Annotated in this window: 17 protein-coding genes; 2 read left to right on the top strand and 15 right to left on the bottom strand. The window is 44.9% G+C overall.

Going from position 1 to position 21,919, the window contains the following annotated elements:
* Positions 1-164: 164 nt before the first annotated feature.
* Both recA and pncC read right to left on the bottom strand, forming a co-directional pair.
* Positions 165-1,205 carry a recombinase RecA gene (gene recA, locus OCV24_RS02545; RefSeq protein ID WP_017056586.1) on the bottom strand — a complete coding sequence of 347 codons (1,041 nt, stop codon included), beginning with the start codon at positions 1,203-1,205 and terminating at the stop codon, positions 165-167.
* 139 nt (positions 1,206-1,344) lie between these two features.
* Complete coding sequence (gene pncC / locus OCV24_RS02540) at positions 1,345-1,839, bottom strand: nicotinamide-nucleotide amidase (protein WP_060468640.1); 495 nt, start codon at positions 1,837-1,839, stop codon at positions 1,345-1,347.
* 124 nt (positions 1,840-1,963) lie between these two features.
* Between pncC and mutS the strand changes: the two genes are divergently transcribed.
* Positions 1,964-4,525, top strand: coding sequence for a DNA mismatch repair protein MutS (gene mutS, locus OCV24_RS02535; RefSeq protein ID WP_150878381.1), 2,562 nt, complete (start codon positions 1,964-1,966; stop codon positions 4,523-4,525).
* A gap of 114 nt (positions 4,526-4,639) precedes the next feature.
* On the opposite strand, the gene rpoS is transcribed toward mutS, so the two are convergent.
* The 13 genes from rpoS to rlmD all read right to left on the bottom strand — a co-directional run bounded on the left by rpoS (position 4,640) and on the right by rlmD (position 18,829).
* Complete coding sequence (gene rpoS / locus OCV24_RS02530) at positions 4,640-5,620, bottom strand: RNA polymerase sigma factor RpoS (protein ID WP_102508255.1); 981 nt, start codon at positions 5,618-5,620, stop codon at positions 4,640-4,642.
* 98 nt (positions 5,621-5,718) lie between these two features.
* A complete protein-coding gene (gene nlpD / locus OCV24_RS02525) occupies positions 5,719-6,633 on the bottom strand; it encodes a murein hydrolase activator NlpD (RefSeq protein ID WP_136997592.1) in 915 nt (304 codons plus the stop codon).
* Between the two features lie 35 nt (positions 6,634-6,668).
* Positions 6,669-7,295 carry a protein-L-isoaspartate(D-aspartate) O-methyltransferase gene (locus OCV24_RS02520; RefSeq protein WP_017056581.1) on the bottom strand — a complete coding sequence of 209 codons (627 nt, stop codon included), beginning with the start codon at positions 7,293-7,295 and terminating at the stop codon, positions 6,669-6,671.
* A complete protein-coding gene (gene surE, locus OCV24_RS02515; RefSeq protein WP_136979137.1) occupies positions 7,296-8,039 on the bottom strand; it encodes a 5'/3'-nucleotidase SurE in 744 nt (247 codons plus the stop codon).
* A 75-nt stretch (positions 8,040-8,114) separates the two neighbouring features.
* Entirely contained in the window at positions 8,115-9,161 is a 1,047-nt protein-coding gene (truD, locus tag OCV24_RS02510) for a tRNA pseudouridine(13) synthase TruD (RefSeq protein WP_150878383.1), read from the bottom strand.
* Positions 9,162-9,183: 22 nt separating this feature from the next.
* Complete coding sequence (ispF, locus tag OCV24_RS02505; protein ID WP_017056578.1) at positions 9,184-9,663, bottom strand: 2-C-methyl-D-erythritol 2,4-cyclodiphosphate synthase; 480 nt, start codon at positions 9,661-9,663, stop codon at positions 9,184-9,186.
* Between the two features lie 2 nt (positions 9,664-9,665).
* Complete coding sequence (gene ispD, locus OCV24_RS02500; RefSeq protein WP_150878385.1) at positions 9,666-10,367, bottom strand: 2-C-methyl-D-erythritol 4-phosphate cytidylyltransferase; 702 nt, start codon at positions 10,365-10,367, stop codon at positions 9,666-9,668.
* Positions 10,367-10,648, bottom strand: coding sequence for a cell division protein FtsB (gene ftsB / locus OCV24_RS02495; RefSeq protein ID WP_017056576.1), 282 nt, complete (start codon positions 10,646-10,648; stop codon positions 10,367-10,369). Before ftsB ends, ispD begins: the two co-directional genes overlap by 1 nt.
* 242 nt (positions 10,649-10,890) lie before the next feature.
* A complete protein-coding gene (gene eno, locus OCV24_RS02490) occupies positions 10,891-12,189 on the bottom strand; it encodes a phosphopyruvate hydratase (RefSeq protein ID WP_017056575.1) in 1,299 nt (432 codons plus the stop codon).
* A gap of 80 nt (positions 12,190-12,269) precedes the next feature.
* Positions 12,270-13,910 carry a CTP synthase gene (locus tag OCV24_RS02485; RefSeq protein ID WP_017056574.1) on the bottom strand — a complete coding sequence of 547 codons (1,641 nt, stop codon included), beginning with the start codon at positions 13,908-13,910 and terminating at the stop codon, positions 12,270-12,272.
* A gap of 150 nt (positions 13,911-14,060) precedes the next feature.
* On the bottom strand, positions 14,061-14,858 hold the full coding sequence (mazG, locus tag OCV24_RS02480; RefSeq protein WP_017056573.1) for a nucleoside triphosphate pyrophosphohydrolase: 798 nt from the start codon (positions 14,856-14,858) through the stop codon (positions 14,061-14,063).
* 292 nt (positions 14,859-15,150) lie between these two features.
* Entirely contained in the window at positions 15,151-17,373 is a 2,223-nt protein-coding gene (relA, locus tag OCV24_RS02475; protein WP_150878407.1) for a GTP diphosphokinase, read from the bottom strand.
* Positions 17,374-17,509: 136 nt separating this feature from the next.
* Positions 17,510-18,829 carry a 23S rRNA (uracil(1939)-C(5))-methyltransferase RlmD gene (rlmD, locus tag OCV24_RS02470; protein ID WP_017056571.1) on the bottom strand — a complete coding sequence of 440 codons (1,320 nt, stop codon included), beginning with the start codon at positions 18,827-18,829 and terminating at the stop codon, positions 17,510-17,512.
* Positions 18,830-18,994: 165 nt separating this feature from the next.
* Here rlmD and barA point away from each other — a divergent pair, with 165 nt between their 5' ends.
* Entirely contained in the window at positions 18,995-21,808 is a 2,814-nt protein-coding gene (gene barA / locus OCV24_RS02465) for a two-component sensor histidine kinase BarA (RefSeq protein WP_146441157.1), read from the top strand.
* The last annotated feature ends 111 nt before the right edge of the window (positions 21,809-21,919 follow it).

Below are 21,919 nucleotides of genomic sequence, written 5' to 3'. Positions count from 1 at the left end.
AAAAAACAGAACTACACTTTCGACCTAACCACTAAGGTAAGCCAAGTAAACACAGACTAGGACGGAAGAGCTTCAATAAAAAAAGCCCCACATAAAATATGCGAGGCTTTAAGCTCTTCCAAAGCGGGTGTTTATTTCAAACATCCACTCTATAAAACGTTAGCTTATAGCTCTTCGTTTTCTTCTTCTTTCTCTACGTCTTTCTCTTCAAGAACAGCAGGAGTCAGTAGTAACTCACGAAGTTTAGTATCGATCTCTAGAGCAACTTCTGGGTTTTCACGTAGGTATTTACCAGCGTTAGCTTTACCTTGGCCGATCTTATCGCCTTTGTAGCTGTACCAAGCGCCCGCTTTTTCTACTAGCTTATTCTTAACACCTAAATCGATAAGCTCACCTTCGCGGTTGAAGCCTTTACCGTAAAGGATTTGAGTCTCAGCTTGTTTGAATGGTGCAGCAATCTTGTTCTTAACGACCTTGATACGAGTTTCGTTACCAACAACTTCATCACCATCTTTAATCGCACCAGTACGGCGAATATCAAGACGAACAGATGCGTAAAACTTAAGTGCGTTACCACCTGTTGTTGTTTCTGGGTTACCGAACATCACACCAATTTTCATACGAATTTGGTTAATGAAGATAGCCATACAGTTAGACTGCTTAAGGTTGCCCGTCAGCTTACGCATTGCTTGAGAAAGCATACGAGCCTGAAGACCCATGTGGCTGTCACCCATTTCGCCTTCAATTTCTGCTTTTGGTGTTAGTGCTGCTACTGAGTCAATAACAAGAACGTCGATTGCACCTGAACGAGCCAGTGCATCACAGATTTCAAGCGCTTGCTCACCCGTATCTGGTTGAGAAACAAGAAGTGCATCGATATCAACACCAAGCTTTTGAGCGTAGATAGGGTCTAGTGCGTGCTCCGCATCAACGAATGCACACGTTTTGCCTACTTTCTGTGCTGCAGCAATAAGCTCAAGCGTTAGCGTTGTTTTACCTGATGATTCTGGACCGTAAACTTCTACGATACGTCCCATCGGTAGGCCACCAGCACCTAGTGCGATATCTAGAGATAGAGAACCTGTAGAAATAGTTTCTACGTCCATTGTGCGGTTATCACCAAGACGCATGATCGAACCTTTACCAAATTGCTTTTCAATCTGACCAAGGGCTGCGGCTAACGCTTTTTGTTTATTCTCGTCCATTTCTATCTCCACATAATCGGTTGTCTCAACAAGCGATCTAGAATCTATTTCTAACCCACATAGGGGTGACTAATTGGCTTTTATTATACTGTTGATTCATACAGTGTCTATACCTGTATGAAAATAATTTGTACAAATGTTACTTACCTTCCATTGATAGGTAATCATAAATAACTTGCAGGGCATGGTGCGTGGCTTGTTGGCGTACTTGTGATCTATCACCTGTAAATACATTCGTTTCTACTTTATCCCAGCCATTTAGCGATTTCCAAGCAAAACAGACGGTACCAACGGGCTTTTCTTCCGTGCCGCCGCCAGGGCCAGCAATACCGCTGATCGACACAGAAATAGTGCCATTTGAATGTTGTAGCGCCCCCTTGGCCATTTCTATCACCACGGGTTCACTCACCGCACCAAACTCAACCAAGGTTTCAAGCTGAACACCAATCATCTCTTGCTTAGCTTCATTACTGTAAGTCACAAAGGCGCGGTCAAACCATGCTGAGCTGCCCGCCACATCGGTGACTGCCGTTGCTACACCACCGCCGGTACAAGATTCAGCGGTCACTAGCACTTGCTTATGCTTTGCCAGTAATGGTCCGAGTTTTTCACTAAGAGCTTGAGTCATCTGCATTATTAGCTTCCCTTTAATTACCGTCATATCATTTGGATTTGCATCTTTTCGCATCAGCCGCTTTTCGCACGAAACGCTTTCACGTATCCTAAGCCGCAATAGAAATAAACGAAAGAAGTTAACTGTGAAAGCCGATCAAAAACACACTCCCATGATGCAGCAGTACCTAAAACTCAAAGCAGAAAATCCAGAAATTCTGTTGTTCTACCGCATGGGCGATTTCTACGAGCTTTTCTACGATGACGCTAAAAAAGCCTCTCAACTCCTCGATATTTCACTGACTAAGCGTGGTTCATCAAATGGTGAACCAATTCCGATGGCGGGAGTTCCATACCATGCTGTTGAAGGATACCTTGCAAAGTTAGTGCAACTTGGTGAGTCCGTAGCAATTTGTGAACAGATTGGTAATCCAGCACTTTCAAAAGGCCCTGTAGAGCGTGCAGTCGTGCGTATTGTGACGCCGGGTACCGTAACCGACGAAGCCTTACTTTCTGAACGCATCGATAACCTGATTGCAGCCATTTATCACCACAACGGTAAATTTGGCTATGCGACGCTTGATATTACCTCTGGCCGATTCCAACTATGCGAGCCTGAAACGGAAGAAGCGATGGCGGCTGAGCTACAGAGAACCTCACCACGTGAGCTACTATTCCCTGAGGATTTCGAACCTGTCGATTTAATGGCAAGCCGTAACGGCAATCGCCGCCGTCCAGTATGGGAATTTGAATTAGATACCGCGAAGCAGCAGCTGAACCAACAATTTGGTACTCGCGACCTTGTGGGTTTTGGCGTTGAAGGTGCGAAACTTGGCTTGTGTGCAGCCGGCTGTCTTATTCAGTATGTAAAAGATACTCAACGTACAGCGCTTCCACATATCCGTTCACTGACCATGGACAAGCAAGATCACTCGGTGATCCTTGATGCTGCGACTCGCCGCAATCTAGAGATCACGCAAAATCTTGGCGGTGGCACAGATAACACCCTGGCTGAAGTCCTAGATCACACTGCGACCGCAATGGGTAGCCGCATGCTTAAGCGTTGGTTACATCAACCAATGCGCAATATCTCGGCACTTGATCAACGCTTAGATGCGATTGGTGAAATGAAAGATTTAGCTCTCTTTGCAGAGCTCCAGCCGACCTTAAAACAGATCGGTGATATCGAGCGTATCCTTGCTCGTCTTGCACTTCGTTCTGCTCGCCCACGTGATATGGCTCGACTTCGTCAAGCAATGGAATACTTACCAGAGCTTGCTGAAACACTGACTCAGCTTAAGCACCCATACCTGACTCAACTTGCTCAGTATGCGTCTCCTGTGGATGAGGTGTCGGAGCTGCTAGAGCGTGCAATCAAAGAGAACCCGCCCGTAGTTATCCGAGATGGCGGTGTGATTGCAGAAGGCTACAACGCAGAACTCGATGAATGGCGCGACCTTGCTGCGGGTGCAACCGAATTTCTGGATAAACTTGAGCAAGAAGAGCGTGAACGTCACGGCATCGACACTCTAAAAGTTGGTTACAACAACGTACACGGTTTCTTCATTCAAGTGAGTCGCGGACAGAGCCACCTTGTGCCGCCACATTATGTTCGTCGCCAAACGCTTAAGAATGCTGAACGTTACATTATTCCTGAGCTGAAAGAGCACGAAGACAAAGTGCTTAACTCTAAATCGAAGGCACTGGCTATCGAGAAGCAGTTGTGGGAAGAGTTGTTTGATTTACTACTGCCATACCTAGAACGACTACAAAACATCGCTTCTTCAGTATCTCAACTTGATGTACTACAAAACTTAGCTGAGCGAGCAGATACACTTGATTACTGTCGTCCAACTATGACAGAAGCGGCCGGTATACAGATACAAGCGGGTCGTCACCCAGTAGTAGAGCAAGTGATGGACGAACCTTTCATCGCCAACCCTATCGACCTTAACGACCAGCGTAAAATGCTGATCATCACAGGTCCAAACATGGGTGGTAAGTCGACCTACATGCGCCAAACGGCTCTCATAGCATTGATGGCCCACATAGGTTGCTACGTTCCAGCCGAAAGCGCGACGATTGGCTCTATCGACCGTATCTTTACTCGTATTGGCGCATCGGATGATTTGGCTTCTGGCCGTTCAACCTTCATGGTTGAGATGACAGAAACCGCTAACATTCTGCATAACGCGACACCAAATAGCCTTGTATTAATGGATGAGATCGGCCGTGGTACCAGTACTTATGATGGTTTGTCGCTGGCTTGGGCAAGTGCAGAATGGCTAGCAAATCAAATTAATTCGATGACGTTGTTTGCCACGCATTATTTTGAGCTAACCGAGTTACCGAACCAACTTCCAACATTGGCAAACGTACACTTAGATGCAGTTGAACATGGCGACAACATTGCCTTTATGCATGCAGTACAAGAAGGTGCAGCGAGTAAATCTTATGGCTTAGCGGTTGCCGGCTTAGCGGGTGTTCCTAAAGTGGTGATCAAAAATGCTCGTGCTAAACTAACGCAACTAGAAGCGCTCAGTATCGGGGCTCCGATGTCGAGATCAAGCGACGTTGATATCGCAAACCAACTGAGTTTGATCCCTGAACCGAGTGAAGTGGAACAAGCACTAGCGAATGTCGATCCTGATGATCTAACACCTCGACAAGCATTAGAAGAGCTCTACCGCTTGAAGAAGCTACTTTAGTTTAAATAGCCAGCGCTGTAGTTTTTAGTTGAAGTAAAAGCTAAATCAGAAGCCAAAACTAAAAAACGCTGACATTAGTCAGCGTTTTTTTATTTCGATATCGTGGAATATCGTTTAGTCGTTTTCAACGTTGAACAGGTTTTCCATGTTCAGACCTTGTTTGATCAGAATCTCACGTAAACGGCGCAAACCTTCAACTTGAATTTGACGAACACGCTCACGAGTCAGGCTGATTTCACGACCAACTTCTTCTAGTGTTGACGGTTCATAACCAAGCAATCCAAATCGACGTGCAAGCACCTCTTTCTGCTTCGGATTCAGCTCATCAAGCCAGAATATCAACGAATTCTTGATATCGCTATCTTGAGTTGAAACCTCAGGATCTGAATTGTTGATGTCTGGAATAATATCCAACAGTGCTTTCTCACCGTCACCACCAATTGGCGTATCTACAGAGCTCACTCTTTCGTTTAGACGAAGCATCTTGCTCACATCACCAACGGGTTTATCTAGCTTAGAAGCGATCTCTTCTGCCGTTGGTTCATGGTCAAGCTTTTGTGATAGCTCTCTTGCAGTACGTAGGTAGATGTTCAGCTCTTTCACAACATGGATTGGTAAACGGATAGTCCGAGTCTGATTCATCAACGCACGTTCAATAGTTTGACGAATCCACCATGTCGCGTAAGTCGAAAAACGGAAACCACGTTCTGGGTCAAACTTCTCTACGGCGCGAATCAAACCTAAGTTGCCTTCTTCAATTAGATCGAGAAGTGCTAAACCGCGATTGCTATAACGACGTGAAATCTTTACCACTAAACGCAGGTTACTTTCTATCATGCGTTTACGTGCAGCTTCATCACCGCGTAGAGCTCGACGTGCATAAAGCACTTCTTCTTCTGCGGTTAATAGTGGTGAGAAACCGATCTCGCCTAGATAAAGTTGAGTGGCATCTAGGCTTTTAGACGTAACTTCAACTTCTTCTTTCGCTTCGGTTTTCTTAGTGACTGTTCGCTTTGCTTTTCCAAGTGTTTCCGGTTCCGTGGTTACTTGGACAAGATCGAACTCTTCTTTGGTTACTGCATTGCTTATACTCATAACGCCTCCCCCTGGCGAAATTAGCATGACATTACAACTTCATATGTCGCTAAATGACTATGTCACTTCATACAATGTCCTATTAAGAGACCTTGTATTTAAGGCAGATATCGTTTTGGATTAACTGATTTGCCTTGGTAACGAATCTCAAAGTGCAGCCTAACACTGCTGGCTCCAGAGCTTCCCATTGTTGCAATCTTCTGCCCTGGTTTCACACTTTGCCCTTCAGATACTAATAACCGGTCATTATGCGCGTATGCACTTAAGTAATTATCATTGTGCTTCACAATCACTAGATTGCCGTAGCCTCGCAATGCATTACCCGAATAAACAACCGTTCCCCCTGCAGTAGATACTATTGGCTGACCTCGCTGTCCTGCTATGTCTATGCCTTTATTTCCTTGTTCGCCTACAGAGAAGTTCTTAATCACTCTCCCTTTTGTTGGCCATAACCATTTGGATACTTTATCACTTGTTGGTTTGGTTGTCGGTGTAACATTTTGTTTACCTTTAGAACCAACATACTCTTTTGATTTGGATTGTTCAACCTTCTTTGGTGAATCTTTTTTAACCACTTTGGTGGTAGTTTGAGCAGGGGAAGATTTAGAGTTTTTACTCGGTTTAGGTATAATTTTAGGGTTACTTGCCGCAGATGACGTGGTTGATGCCGCGACAGGCGCAGCAACAGCTGCTGCCGCCACCGTTGATTTACCATACGCTGGCGCACTGTAGCTCGGGCGCCATAACTTAAGCTTCTGTCCTGGGTGGATAGTATAAGGGGCAGAAAGCTTGTTATAACTCACAAGATCATTAACGTCTTTATTAGTGACATAAGCGATGAAATAAAGAGTATCGCCTTTTTTCACTTCATAATAACTGCCGCGATAACTACCACGGTCGATCGATGAGTAATTCTTGTTAAGGCTTGAAACGGGCGCAGGCGAATTCGCTGCACACCCAACAAGTGCACAGCCAAGCAGTAAAGTACTTCCTTTTAACAACTTCGAACCCATCGACTCTCTATCCACCTACACCAGTAGTATTTTGATTAAGCTAACTCACCAGGAACGAGAGGTACAAATCTCACGACCTCGATAACACTCGATAAAAACTCGTCACCATGGCGAACAATCTTCAACAATTGCTGTTCATCATCACCGACAGGAATCAGTAAACGACCACCATCTTTAAGTTGTTGCAAAAGCACTTGAGGAATCGACTCAGCAGCAGCGGTGACAATGATCGCATCAAAAGGGGCTTTTGAAGACCACCCATGCCAGCCATCACCGTGTTTGGTTGATATATTGTAGAAATCGAGTTGCTTCAACCTACGCTTAGCATTCCACTGTAGCGACTTTATTCTTTCAACCGAATAAACATGATCAACAAGCTGAGCTAATACTGCGGTTTGGTAACCAGAACCGGTTCCGATCTCCAAAACGCGACTGTCTTGTTGTAACTCAAGTAACTCTGTCATTTTAGCAACGATGTATGGCTGAGAGATTGTTTGTCCCTGTCCAATAGGCAGCGCATTGTTATCATAAGCTTGATGATACATTGCCTGTGATAAAAAGCTCTCTCTCGGCAGTTGGTAAATAGCATCGAGAACCTTATGATCCTGAATACCATTTTCAATCAAAAAAGTAACTAAGCGCTCGGCTTGTGGGTTGCTCACTTACTTCTCTCCTAACCATGTTGTCATCGCACCTAACGACTCGTGCGCCGTCAGATCAACTTGTAACGGTGTTACCGATACAAAGCCATGTTCAATAGCGTAAAAATCGGTACCTTCGCCTGCATCTTGCTCTTTGCCCGGAGGACCAAGCCAATAAATATCATGACCGCGGGGGTCTTTTTGCTTAATCATATCTTCAGCATGGTGACGAGCGCCAAGGCGTGTTACTTGAGTTCCAGACAACTGTTCTACAGACAGGTCAGGAACGTTGACGTTTAACAGGCGGTTAGTGGGTATTGGGTTTACTAAATGTTGCTCGACGATACGACGAGCAATCTCTGCCGCTGTTTTAAAATGTTTTTTACCTACCAGTGAAAACGCTACCGATTGAACGCCCAAGAAATGCCCTTCCATTGCAGCTGCAACTGTGCCTGAATAAAGCACATCGTCACCAAGGTTAGCACCGTGATTAATGCCCGTTAAAACCAGATTGGGCATATCGTTCTTTAACAGTTCATTTAACGCAAAATGCACACAGTCGGTCGGTGTTCCTTGTACTGAATAGGTATTTTCAGCAATTTCTTGAACACGCAGAGGTTGTTCTAAAGTTAATGAATTTGAAGCACCCGAGCGATTACGATCAGGTGCAACAATGATAATTTCAGCAAGATCACGTAATTCATTTGCCAACTCATGAATACCTTGAGCATGCACACCATCATCGTTGCTGAGTAAAATCTTCATCTTGTATCCTTTCTTTTGTTCCAATGCCAAGTGACTAAATTCCAATATCAAGTGACTTAGCTCCAAGCAGAATCGTTATTGCTCGTAGCTTCTTTCTACGTGTACTTCTTCAACCAATTCACGAACAATCGCTGTTGCGAAACAACCCGCATCAAGAGAGAACTTAAGCGTGACATTATCTTCGTTCACTTCCCAAGTTAAATCCGTTGGTTTCAGTGACGCTTCGCGGCGATCATGGCGCATGCGGTTACCGCGAATCAGCGCCATTAGGTCAGGTTCAGAATCAAGATGTTTTTGCTCTAACGCTTGAGACTCATCAGTCGTTGGCAAAGCATTATCGCCAGCCAAAGCAACAGTAACCCATGCAGCGCCATTCGCGATGTCTTGGTTTACTGCTTCGATATTGTCCGCAGTTACCGTTAGTTGAGCGCCGTCTTTCATGACAATATCGCCAAGCAATGCCGATGCAAACGCATCTTGCTCAATACGGTCTGACAGGATCAGGTTGTAAATCCACGAGCGAGCCGCAGAAAGGTACAAGCTGCGCTTATTCTGGTTACGAGTACGAACGTTATCACGGCCCCAACGACGAGCTTCAGATAAGTTGTTACCTTCATTACCAAAACGCTGAGCACCGAAGTAATTTGGCACGCCAACTTGAGCGACTTTTTCCAAACGTTTTACGACATCATCACAGTCTGTTACTTCAGACAAAGTCAGCTCGAACTGGTTGCCAACTAAATCACCCGGGCGTAACTTTTTGTTGTGTCGTGCTGTCGCCAAGATCTCAATGCTTGGGTACTGTACTAAGAACGCTGAAAAGTCAGGCTCACCTTTAGGTAGGTGGACACTCAACCACTGCTCGGTAACCGCGTGACGATCTTTCAAACCCGCCCAACTCACATCTTTCGATTTAACACCGCACGCTTTAGCCAGTTCGTTTGCTACGAAGCTCGTGTTCTCACCCGTTTTACGAATGCGAACCATTAGGTGCTCGCCTTCACCAGTAAACTCAAAACCCAAGTCTTCATTAACGACAAAGTGTTCGGCTTTTGCTTTTAGTTTTGCTTTCGCAGTTGGTTTACCGTTTAGATAAGCCAATGAAGATAAAATATCTGACATGCTGTTCTTTTCGTGTTGGTGCTTACGCACTTTTAGTAATTAGGACCACCGCTTCACATGCGATGCCCTCTTTGCGACCTGTAAAACCTAAACGCTCAGTGGTCGTCGCTTTTACATTCACATTGCCAATGCTGGTTTCTAGGTCTTGAGCAATAGCTTTACACATAGAGTCTATATGAGGCGCCATCTTTGGAGCTTGCGCCATAATAGTAATATCCGCATTACCAATCATGTAACCTTGTTCTTTTACTCGACGGTAAACATCTTTCAGTAGTTCACGACTATCCGCACCTTTCCATTCATCATCGGTATCAGGGAAATGACGACCAATATCACCCGCAGCAATCGCACCTAGTAAAGCGTCACACAACGCATGAAGGGCAACATCACCGTCTGAATGTGCAATAAGACCTTGCTCGTAAGGGATGCTTACCCCACCAATAATTACCGGGCCTTCACCACCAAACTTATGTACATCGAAGCCATGGCCAATACGAATCATCATTATTCCTTATTCTGACTTAAATAGAACTCAGCAAGCGCTAAATCTTCAGGCTGAGTAATCTTAAAATTATCTGAACGCCCTGCCACTAAAGCGGGCGATAAACCTTTCCATTCAAAGGCTGAGGCTTCATCAGTAATCGAAGCGCCTTGTTGCAACGCGTCACTTAATGCCTTCCACAGAGGCTTTGCTCTGAACATTTGCGGCGTAAGTGCATGCCATAAATCCGCTCGCTCAACGGTATGCTCGATCTGCCCTTGGGCACCTCGCTTCATTGTGTCACGAACTGGAGCCGCTAAAATAGCACCCACATCATGGTTCATAGCGCCGGAAATTAGCATGTCGATATCACTTAGCTGAACACAAGGCCTTGCCGCATCGTGAACCATTACCCAATCACCCAGTTGCTGCTTAGCGATATAGTTTAGCGCAGAGAGTACAGAGTCCGCTCGCTCGCTTCCGCCAGATACCCGGATCACTTGTGGGTTCTGGTTGAGAGCTAGCTCAGGGTAGTATGGGTCATCATCACTGATCGCAACGACAATTTGAGCGACTTGTGGGTGAGATAATAATTTCTCAACGGTGTGCTCTAAAATTGTTTTGCCGTGAATCTTGAGATATTGCTTAGGGCGGTCTGCCTTCATTCGGCTACCGACGCCCGCCGCAGGTACAACGGCAATCACGCTTTGAAGTTGAGTCGACATTAATGGGATTCCTCGCCAATGATGCGATAAAACGTTTCGCCTTCTTTGACCATTCCAAGTTCATGACGTGCGCGTTCTTCGATAGCATCTAAGCCTTGTCGGAGGTCGTCGATTTCTGCAAACATCTCAGCATTTCTAATATGCAGCTTTTCATTCACTTGCTGCTGAACTTGAATTTCGTTGTTCACACCGTAGTAATCAGAGATACCATTTTTACCAAACCACAGTGTGTGTTGTAGCCAGCCGAACACTATGAGCAAAACTAAAGCAAAAATTCGCATAACACCTTTCGCCGGTTGAAAAAGAAGGAACTAGAATAAGGCACATATATACCATAATGCGCTTATTGGTGCGAGATATGTGGTGTCAGGGAATCAATAAGTCGGGGAATTATTGTAATTCGAAACCTATGTGAGAATCCCAATTCCTTTCTCCGTCAGTCTCAAGAATGACGAATTTTAGGCAAAAAAATGCCCCGCATAAGCGAGGCATTTAAAAGCATTAGTGCATAATTCGCTAGGAATTATTGACCTTTAACTTCTTTAAGGCCGTTGAAAGGAGCTTTAGAGCCTAGAGCTTCTTCGATACGGATTAGTTGGTTGTACTTAGCAACACGGTCAGAACGGCTCATAGAACCAGTTTTGATTTGACCTGCAGCTGTACCTACCGCTAGATCTGCGATAGTTGCATCTTCAGTTTCGCCAGAACGGTGAGAGATTACTGCAGTGTAGCCAGCGTCTTTAGCCATCTTAATTGCAGCTAGAGTCTCTGTTAGAGAACCGATTTGGTTGAACTTGATAAGGATAGAGTTAGCTACGCCTTTCTCGATACCTTCAGCAAGAATCTTAGTGTTTGTAACGAACAGATCGTCACCAACGATTTGAAGCTTGTCGCCTAGAAGTTCAGTTTGGTGCTTGAAGCCATCCCAATCTGACTCGTCAAGACCGTCTTCGATAGAAACGATTGGGAAGTTGTTAGCTAGTTCAGCTAGGTAGTGGTTGAACTCTTCAGAAGTGAAAGTTTTACCTTCGCCCTTCATGTTGTAGATGCCAGCTTCTTTGTCGAAGAACTCAGATGCAGCACAGTCCATAGCAAGAGTAACGTCTTTACCTAGTTCGTAACCAGCAGCTGCAACAGCTTCTGCGATAACTTCTAGAGCTTCAGCGTTAGACTTAAGGTTAGGAGCGAAACCACCTTCATCACCAACTGCAGTGCTGTAGCCTTTAGACTTAAGAACTTTAGCTAGGTTGTGGAATACTTCAGCGCCGATACGTAGACCTTCTTTAAGAGTTTTAGCGCCAACTGGTTGGATCATGAACTCTTGGATGTCAACGTTGTTATCTGCGTGCTCACCACCGTTGATGATGTTCATCATAGGTAGAGGCATAGAGAACTGACCAGCTGTACCGTTTAGCTCGGCGATGTGCTCATATAGAGGCATGCCTTTCGCAGCAGCAGCAGCTTTTGCGTTAGCTAGAGATACAGCTAGGATAGCGTTCGCGCCGAACTTAGACTTGTTATCAGTACCGTCTAGGTCAAGCATGATTTGGTCAACGTCAGCTTGAGCTTTAGCGTCTTTACCAACTAGAGCTTCAGCGATTGGGCCGTTTACAGCTTCAATAGCTTTAAGAACACCTTTACCTAGGAAACGTGATTTGTCGCCGTCACGTAGCTCAAGAGCTTCTCGAGAACCAGTAGATGCGCCAGATGGAGCAGCAGCCATACCTACGAAACCGCCTTCTAGGTGTACTTCAGCTTCTACAGTTGGGTTACCACGTGAATCGATGATTTCACGACCTAGAACTTTAACGATCTTAGACATTGAATGTTTCCTTCTCGTTGAATATATAAATGTCAAATTTAAAGGTAGCAGCACAACCTACGCAGCTACCTGTATTCCTTTTATTTCTCTAATTCGCCACGCTGGAACTCACCAGCCGCTTTCACGAAACCTGCAAACAATGGGTGACCATCGCGAGGTGTTGAAGTGAACTCTGGGTGGAATTGAGCAGCAACAAACCATGGGTGGTTCGGGTTTTCAATTACTTCAACCAGCTTCTTGTCCGCAGATAGACCCGATACTTTCAGGCCCGCTTTTTCGATTTGTGGACGAAGATTGTTGTTCACTTCGTAACGGTGGCGGTGACGTTCATGGATCGTCGCGCTACCGTATAATTCGTAAGCTTTCGTCCCTTTCGCTAGGTGACAAAGCTGTGAACCAAGACGCATCGTGCCGCCTAGGTCAGATGATTCTGTACGCTCTTCAACTTTACCTTCACCATCAGTCCATTCAGTGATAAGACCAACTACTGGGTACTTAGTTTCAGAACAGAACTCAGAAGAGTGTGCCCCTTCCATTTTCGCAACGTTACGAGCGTATTCAATAAGCGCGACTTGCATACCTAGACAGATACCTAGGTACGGTACTTTGTTTTCACGAGCGTATTGAGCAGCAAGAATTTTACCTTCAACGCCACGATCACCGAAGCCACCAGGCACTAGGATTGCATCCAGGCCTTCTAAAAGCTCTACGCCACGAGACTCAAGGTCTTGTGAATCTACGTATTTAATATTAACGCTTAGGCGATTTTTCAAGCCCGCGTGTTTTAGCGCTTCATTAACTGATTTGTAGGCATCCGGTAGTTCAATGTATTTACCAACCAGACCAATCGTCACTTCACCCGTTGGGTTAGCTTCTTCGTAAATAACTTGTTCCCATTCAGACAAGTCAGCTTCTGGAGCCGTGATGCCGAAACGCTTACATACAAGTTCATCAGTGCCTTGAGCTTTAATAAGCTGAGGGATCTTGTAGATAGAGTCAACATCACGCATAGAAATAACCGCATTTTCTTGCACATTACAGAACAAGGCAATTTTCTTACGCTCGTTCGAAGGAATGTTACGGTCTGAACGACAAACTAGGATGTCTGGCTGAATGCCAATAGACAGTAGCTCTTTTACAGAGTGTTGCGTTGGCTTAGTTTTCACTTCGCCCGCTGCTGCTAGGTATGGCACTAGAGTAAGGTGCATGAACATTGCGCGTTCACGGCCTAGTTCAACTGCTAGCTGACGAATCGCTTCCATGAATGGTAGAGATTCGATATCACCAACCGTACCACCAACTTCAACGATCGCAACATCGTGGCCAGATGCACCTGAAATAACACGCTCTTTGATAGAGTTAGTGATGTGCGGGATAACCTGAATAGTTGCACCTAGGTAATCACCGCGACGCTCTTTAGCGAGTACGTCTGAGTAAACACGACCTGCAGTGAAGTTGTTACGCTTAGTCATCTTGGTGCGAATGAATCGCTCATAGTGACCAAGGTCAAGGTCAGTTTCAGCGCCATCTTCCGTAACGAACACTTCACCGTGTTGAGTTGGGCTCATAGTGCCTGGATCAACGTTGATGTAAGGGTCAAGCTTCATCATAGTCACTTTAAGACCACGAGCTTCTAAAATAGCAGCAAGAGACGCTGCTGCAATACCTTTACCTAGAGAGGATACAACCCCGCCAGTAACAAAAATGTAATTTGTCGTCATGTTTAACCTGAAATTGGTTGAATGAGGGAAATGGATTACTTCTGGACGGGATGAAAATATACCAGAAGCCCCTTATCGCCACAACGTGAAATCTATCACACTGCAATTTTTTATTTTTTGCTTCAAATCAATTCATGATAAAAGCTTTGATTATCTTTTCTCTTCTACTTTGACCTCATCCCACATAGAATCAAGCTGTTGTAGAGAAAAGTCGGTTAAATTTTTATCTTGCTGACGAACTTTTTGTTCCACCCCTTTAAAGCGACGAGAAAACTTTAGATTAGCTTTGTTCAGCGCCGTTTCTGGGTTTTTACCTAAATGTCGCACCAAGTTAACCGTCGCAAACAACAGATCTCCCAACTCTTCTTCAATCAAATCTTCGTTCGGTGTTACTTTCAGCGCCTCTTCCAACACTTCGTCAACTTCCTCTAAAACCTTATCTGCCACCGGGCCAATAGCGTCCCAATCAAAGCCAAATTTCGCAACCTGCTTTTGAATCTTTGTAGCACGCGAAAGTGCAGGTAGCGAGTTTGGTATTGAGTCTAGAATACTTTCTTGAGTTTTGCCTGCTTGTGCTTTTTCTTTGGCCTTTTCAGCTTCCCAGTTGGCATTAATTTCTTCATCACTGGCAAACTCGGTATCAGAGAACACATGCGGATGGCGACGTGTTAGCTTCTCATTGATACCATCAACCACATCAGAGAACTCAAACAACCCCTGTTCTTTAGCTAACTGGCTGTAGAAAATCACCTGGAACAGCAAGTCACCCAACTCTTCTTGTAGGTTCGGCCAGTCTTTGTTGTGAATCGCGTCCACCACCTCGTAGGTTTCTTCGATAGTATGCGGCACAATTGTTTCAAAATTTTGTTTTAAATCCCAAGGACAGCCACCCTCAGGATCGCGCAGCTTAGTCATAATCTGTTCAAGGTGTTCAATCGGGTGATCCATCGTTTTCTTCCTATTACTGTCTTTGATGTTTAAACTTATAGCTTCACTGAAACTAAAAGGTTCTCAAACTAAAAAAATACTAGAACTAAAAAAGGTGAGCAGCCAAAACCACTCACCTTTCTGTTTTTCTTGTTAAACAACGCGTCATTCAATGCATTGTTCGGTTTTTACTAAGTACTTGGTTCTTCTAACAAGGCAACAAACTTACGAGACTTCTGAGCATAGCTTGCCTATGTGATGAAGCGAGTATAGTGCAGTTAACACAGTTAGAAGGCCAAGTACGACGTAAAAACTAGCCTAGGCGTTTAACCGACATGACATCTTTGATTTGTTCTACTCGGCTCGTCACTCGACTCAGAATTTCAATATTGGTCACTTCCAAATCAAAATCCATTACCGACAACTGACGTTTATAGTCGATACGGCTCTTCATTGTGGTCACACTGATCTTTTCATTCGAGAACAGTGAGGTGATGTCTTTCAACAAACCATTACGCTCTAACGCTTCGACGCGTAGCGTTAGGATGTATGAGCCGACAAATCCATGCCCCCAAACAGTATCGATAATACGTTCTGGAGCATGTAGGTTAAGTTCACTTAGTTGTTCACAGTCACTACGGTGAACAGAGATACCACGACCTTGAGTGATGTAACCTTTAATCATATCGCCTGGAATAGGCTGACAACAGCGAGCGAGGTGTGTCATTAGGTTATCAACACCTTCAACCACTACCGCGTCTTTATTTGGACGACTCTGTTGTGCAGGCTTATTTTCCGACTCAAGCAGCTTCTCTAGCGCTTTTTTATCTTCTTCTTCCGCCGTTGGTTTATTGACCAGTGCATTGATGTGGTTAACCACTTGGTTAATACGTAAGTCTCCACTGCCGATACCGGCATAAAGCTCATCAGGCGTGTTGACGTTAAAGCGTCTTAGCGCATATTGGTCGGCATCTTTTAGGGTTGCCCCCACTTTCGCGAGTTCAACTTCAAGGATATCTCGACCTGCTTCTAAGTTTTTCTCGCGGCTTTGTGCTCTGAACCATGCGTTGATTTTCGCACGAGCACGACCTGAGTGAACGAAACCTGTGGTTGGATTCAGCCAATCACGCGATGGATTCGGTTCTTTCTGCGTGATGATCTCTACTTGGTCGCCCATCGATAGTTTATGGGTAAACGGTACGATACGTCCTGCTACTTTGGCACCAATACAGCGGTGCCCTACCATCGAATGGATGTGGTAAGCAAAATCGAGAGGCGTAGCACCCATAGGCAAATCGACCACGTCACCGCGAGGTGTAAAGGCGTAGACACGGTCATCGAACACTTGGCTCCGAACTTCATCGAGCATCTCACCAGAATCCGACATCTCTTCTTGCCAATCGATAAGTTTACGCAACCAAGTGATTTTCTCGTCGTAACCACTGCGTCCACTTGAAGCACCTTCTTTGTACTTCCAGTGCGCAGCTACACCCAACTCAGAGTCTTCGTGCATTTGCTTGGTACGGATCTGAATTTCAATGGTCTTGCCTTCAGGGCCAAGAACTACGGTGTGGATCGACTGGTAACCATTTGGCTTAGGGTTCGCCACGTAGTCATCAAATTCACTGGGTAGATGTTTATATTTGGTGTGAACCACACCTAGGCCGGCATAACAGTCTTGAAGTTGATCGGCGATAATTCGTACAGCACGCACATCAAAAAGCTCATCGAAGGCCAACCCTTTTTTCTGCATTTTTCGCCAGATACTGTAGATGTGTTTTGGTCGGCCACTGACTTCAGCATTGATGCTTGAACGCTTCATTTCTGCCGTTAAGTCGTCAACGAAGTCTGTGATATATTGTTCACGTACGATGCGACGCTCAGACAGCTGTTTAGCAATCTGCTTGTAGGTGTCTGGCTGTTGGTAGCGGAATGCGTAATCTTCGATTTCCCACTTAAGCTGACCAATACCTAAACGGTTAGCGAGCGGAGCGTAGATGTTAGAACACTCTTTTGCCGCTGCACGACGCACAGCATCAGGCGCTTTTTTTACCTCGATAAGGTTACAGATTCGTTCAGCGAGTTTGATGACTACGCAGCGGAAGTCGTCGACCATCGCCAGTAGCATACGGCGAACGTTATCAACTTGACCCGAGGCAGCGCTGCCTTCAAGGGTCACGTTTAACTGGCCTAAGGCCGCCATTTCTTCAACGCCATCGATCAACTTTACGATTTCTTTGCCGTAGTTTTCTTCAAACGCTTCGCGCTCAAAAACACCACTTGAGACGACGGGGAAAAGTTGTGCTGCCACTAAAGTGGCACGATCCATAGACAAGGTGACCAAAATTTCGATCATCTCGCGCCCACGCCAAAGCAAGAGCGAAGCTTGTTCATGATCTTTTAAAAGCTCTTCACAGTGAAGATAAACTTTGATCAGTTTATTCGAGGTCTTTGCATCTTGATTCAATGACGCAATCCAACTTTCTAGCTCAAACTGTTCGCTTGGGTTTAAATGTGCGCTTCGTACCGCAACCATCATGTCTTCCTAGTTATTATGTTTTATACCCAATTCAATATGACTAACTGGTTCCAAGTTAGTTCGACTCATATTGATATCAACGCAGTCTTAACTGCGCCTTTGTGATTCATTTTTAAGCCTTGTTTAAGGGCTTCTAAGCCTTGATAAAAAGAGCCATCGATTCTAGATGACTGGTGTGGGGGAACATGTCCAACATACCAATCTTAGCTAATTGATAGCCTTGTTTTTCTAAGCTCTCAGAATCTCTAGCTAGAGTAGCAGGATTACACGAAACATAAACCACACGCTTCGCGCCTAACGCTGAAATTTGATCAACGATCCCACTCGCTCCCGCACGTGCTGGGTCAAGTAATACTTTATCGAATTTCTCTTTTGCCCAAGGCTGTAAGGATAAGTCTTCTTCAAGGTTGGCTTGGTAAAATTCCGTATTGCTTAACTGGTTTAATGCTGCATTAGACGTGGCCTGTTGTACCATTTCAGTAACACCTTCCACACCGACCACAAACGCCGACTGTTGTGCGATAGGTAAGCTGAAGTTACCTAAACCACAAAACAGATCAAGCACCCGTTCATCCGCTTGAGGTTCTAGCCACTCGATCGCTTGAGCCACCATCTGTTGATTGACCTTTTGATTCACTTGAATGAAGTGATTTGGCTCAAACGGTAAAGTCACACCGGTTTCATTATAAGCTGGCGTATCACCCACCAAACGAATCAACTTATCAGCTTCTGGCATAGAATACAGCGTAGCGCCTTCTGCCTGAGCCAACTCAATCAAAGATTGCTCATCTTTTTCAACCAAAGGCTTAAGGTGACGTAGCACCATGACAGGGCCAGTATCGCCCAGTACCAATTCTACGTGTCCTAAAGAGGTAAGGTTGTTGAAAGTGTTCAGTAAATTTTTCAGTTTTGGTAGCAATACATTAAGGCGAGGTTCAAGCACGGCACAGTCGGTGATGTTTTCAATCTGCTTACTTTGCTTCTTACGGAAACCGAACTGAAGCTGCTGTGTCTTTTTATCAACAAATAGGCTGATACGCGCGCGACGACGATAACCCGTTTCATTACCCACAATAGGTTGGGCAACTTCGGTTTCAACGGTTTGATATTGGCTCATCAGATGTGAAAGAGACTGTGCTTTGTGCTCAACCTGAGAGGCGTAACCAAAATGCTGAAGATGACAGCCACCACACTGATTAAAGTGCTTACAAAACGGCTTTAGGCGCTGCTCGCTTGGCTTTAATAATTTGATGAGTTTCGCGCGTGCAAATTTACTCTTACTCTCAGTCAGTTGAATGACCACCTGCTCACCGGGCAATGCCCCATCAATGAAAACAGGTTTGTTTTTCTGATAAGCGATGCCAGCGCCATTGTGATCCATTCGTTCAACCAAAACCGATTGATGCTTGGTCTCGAATTGAGTTTTCTTTTTTGGTTGGAAAAAACGTGCCATTGCTTATGCCTAATGTATCTTTTAATTAGTAATTGGTATCCAGGGCTCACTATTCTGCCTTGGAATCATTGTCGAACGTCACGGCTTTGATTAAGCTTACCGTTCACTTAACCGCCATTGTGTGCGTTATTTTCCCATATCCAGACCTCGATGTAATTAAAGAACATGACCAGATATGGCTTAAGAGCCCGTGTAATTACCTTAACTCTAGCTCCAACATTGATTATTGGGTTGCTATTGAGTGCATTTTTCTCATTTAACCGCTATCAAGACCTTGAGGGTCAAGTAGTGAACACTGGTACTAGCATCATTGAACCACTGGCTATTGCGAGTGAATCAGGCATGCAGCTCGAAAGCCGAGAGTCTGTTCGACAGCTGATTAGCTATGCGCATCGAAAAAATTCTAAGCTGGTGCGCAGTATCGCGGTGTTTGATGAACGTCACGAGCTGTTTGTAACCTCAAACTTCCACCCTGACTTTGAAAGCCTGACCTACCCCAAAGATAAACCGATTCCGCATTTAAGCTCATCGAACCTGCTCGATAACACGCTGATTCTTCGGACGCCGATTATTGCTGAAGGTCAGTATATAAACTCAGCCAATGGCCAATCTCAAGCCAATCAAGCGATCGGTTATATCGCGATAGAGTTAGACCTTTCGTCACTTCGATTACAACAATATCAAGAGGTGTTTTCTGCATTCTTAGTGTTGGTTCTCGGGCTTGGGCTTTCAGGTGTGTTTGCCTTCCGCTTAATGCACGACGTGACCCAGCCGATCACACACATGAAAAACATGGTCGACCGAATACGTCGTGGTCATCTCGATGTACGTATCGAAGGCAAAATGCATGGTGAGCTAGACTCGCTGAAAAACGGTATCAACGCGATGGCAGTATCGCTGTCGGAATATCACGTTGAAATGCAACACAGTATTGACCAAGCGACCTCCGATCTACGTGAAACACTTGAACAGTTAGAGATTCAAAACGTTGAATTAGACATTGCGAAAAAGCGTGCTCAAGAAGCGGCTCGTGTTAAGTCTGAATTCTTGGCGAATATGTCTCACGAATTAAGAACGCCGCTCAACGGTGTGATTGGCTTTACTCGCCAAATGCTCAAAACCCATCTATCGAACAGCCAAACTGACTACTTGCAAACTATTGAACGCTCGGCGAACAACCTACTCAGTATTATTAACGATATCTTGGATTTCTCGAAACTTGAAGCTGGCAAGCTAGCCTTAGAGAACATCCCATTTGAGTTCCAATCCAGCCTCGAAGAAGTTGTGAACCTTCAAGCAACTAATGCTCATGAAAAAGGCTTAGAACTGACCCTCAAGATCGACCCTAAAGTACCGCCAGGCGTTGTTGGTGATCCACTACGTATCCAGCAGATCTTGACTAACCTAGTGGGTAACTCCATCAAATTTACTGAGCATGGCAACATTGATATCAGCGTTGAACTTCGCTCACAAAGCGAAGACAATATCGAGCTTCAATTCATGGTTCGCGATACTGGTATTGGTATATCTGAACGTCAACAAGCTCAGCTTTTCCAAGCCTTTAGTCAAGCAGATGCAAGTATTTCTCGTCGTTATGGTGGTACAGGTTTAGGTCTGGTTATCACCCAAAAATTGGTGAGCCAAATGGGTGGTGAAATCAGTCTAACCAGTCGCCTTCACCAGGGTTCAACCTTCTGGTTTACGTTGAGGCTTTCTACCACTGATATGCCGATGACGGAGCTGATTGAAACTCAGTGCCTGCAAAACAAACAACTACTGTTGATCGAACCAAACATGCAAGCAGCGTCAATTACCCAACAGATCTTAACCCAAGAAGGGCTTGTGGTCACTTATCGCTCGGTGATGCCTGACGAGTCAACCTCGTATGACTACGTTCTGCTAAACCTTGCATCAAACCAAGAATACCAATTTGATACCGTAAGTGGTTGGGCTATTGGCGCTAAAAAAATAGCTCAGAACGTAATTATTGGTACACCAAGTACCGAATTAGCGTTAGGTGAACAATTGATGAAAGAGGTGGATGTTCAGTGCATCACCAAGCCTCTTTCTCGTAAGAAACTGCTGCAAACCCTAGTATCGAACCAAGCTCCAACCTTGATTGCGCCGGCGATTGAAACGCACTCGGAAGAGAAGCTTCCATTCACCGTATTGGCTGTCGATGACAACCCTGCAAACCTTAAATTGATTACCGCACTACTGAAAGAACGCGTAGAAACCGTCATCAGTTGCACTAGCGGTCAGCAGGCAATCGACAAAGCGACAGAAACACCATTTGATATCATCTTCATGGACATTCAAATGCCACAAATGGATGGTGTGACCGCTTGTCAGAATATCAAAAAACTAGCGAATAATGCGAATACTCCGATCATTGCAGTGACCGCTCATGCCATGATTGGCGAACGTGACCGGTTGCTTGAAGCGGGCATGGATGACTACCTAACGAAACCTATTGAAGAACATATATTACAACAGGTTCTGATTCATTGGAGCCCAACCTCTGAGGTTGAGCATATCGAAAAAATAGACCCAGACCACCCAGCAGTTTCAGTAGAAATCGATCATAGCCAAATATCAGAAAGTGAAATAAGTGTGCACAAAAACATCATCATAGATTGGCAAGCTGCAATGAAACAAGCAGCCAATAAAGAAGACCTTGCACGAGATATGTTGCAAATGCTAGTGGACTTTATTCCTGAGGTTTATGAGGCAACAGAGAAAGCGATAGAAGATAGTGATTACCCTGTTGAAGAACTAATACACATTATCCACAAGATGCATGGCAGCAGCTCATATAGTGGTGTACCAAGGCTTAAATCGGTATGTGCAACGATAGAGAAAGAGCTGCGTTCTGGCATTTCCATTGAAGATATTGAACCGGAGCTTTTTGAACTTCAGGATGAGTTAGATAAGGTTCAAGCAACCGCGGTTCATTATTTAAAACCATCTAGCATCTGATATCTAGTTAGCGATTTAGCGTTTAACGTTTAACGTTTAACGACTAAGAATACAAACCAATAAAAAAGCAGAGCTCATGGACTCTGCTTTTTTATGTTTGCTGATTAATTA

Origin of the sequence: Vibrio kanaloae (assembly GCF_024347535.1) — a bacterium.
Taxonomy (GTDB): domain Bacteria; phylum Pseudomonadota; class Gammaproteobacteria; order Enterobacterales; family Vibrionaceae; genus Vibrio; species Vibrio kanaloae.
This window is presented reverse-complemented; position numbering and strand designations above follow the sequence as displayed.

Bases quoted from the DNA above. Each gene is read 5' to 3' on its own strand.
- barA (WP_146441157.1), top strand. From the start codon at position 18,995: ATGACCAGATATGGCTTAAGAGCCCGTGTAATTACCTTAACTCTAGCT.
- mazG (WP_017056573.1), bottom strand. From the start codon at position 14,858: ATGGATCACCCGATTGAACACCTTGAACAGATTATGACTAAGCTGCGC.
- eno (WP_017056575.1), bottom strand. From the start codon at position 12,189: ATGTCTAAGATCGTTAAAGTTCTAGGTCGTGAAATCATCGATTCACGT.
- rlmD (WP_017056571.1), bottom strand. From the start codon at position 18,829: ATGGCACGTTTTTTCCAACCAAAAAAGAAAACTCAATTCGAGACCAAG.
- nlpD (WP_136997592.1), bottom strand. From the start codon at position 6,633: ATGGGTTCGAAGTTGTTAAAAGGAAGTACTTTACTGCTTGGCTGTGCA.
- ispD (WP_150878385.1), bottom strand. From the start codon at position 10,367: ATGTCGACTCAACTTCAAAGCGTGATTGCCGTTGTACCTGCGGCGGGC.
- OCV24_RS02485 (WP_017056574.1), bottom strand. From the start codon at position 13,910: ATGACGACAAATTACATTTTTGTTACTGGCGGGGTTGTATCCTCTCTA.
- ftsB (WP_017056576.1), bottom strand. From the start codon at position 10,648: ATGCGAATTTTTGCTTTAGTTTTGCTCATAGTGTTCGGCTGGCTACAA.
- rpoS (WP_102508255.1), bottom strand. From the start codon at position 5,620: ATGAGTATAAGCAATGCAGTAACCAAAGAAGAGTTCGATCTTGTCCAA.
- relA (WP_150878407.1), bottom strand. From the start codon at position 17,373: ATGGTTGCGGTACGAAGCGCACATTTAAACCCAAGCGAACAGTTTGAG.
- pncC (WP_060468640.1), bottom strand. From the start codon at position 1,839: ATGCAGATGACTCAAGCTCTTAGTGAAAAACTCGGACCATTACTGGCA.
- truD (WP_150878383.1), bottom strand. From the start codon at position 9,161: ATGTCAGATATTTTATCTTCATTGGCTTATCTAAACGGTAAACCAACT.
- ispF (WP_017056578.1), bottom strand. From the start codon at position 9,663: ATGATTCGTATTGGCCATGGCTTCGATGTACATAAGTTTGGTGGTGAA.
- surE (WP_136979137.1), bottom strand. From the start codon at position 8,039: ATGAAGATTTTACTCAGCAACGATGATGGTGTGCATGCTCAAGGTATT.
- recA (WP_017056586.1), bottom strand. From the start codon at position 1,205: ATGGACGAGAATAAACAAAAAGCGTTAGCCGCAGCCCTTGGTCAGATT.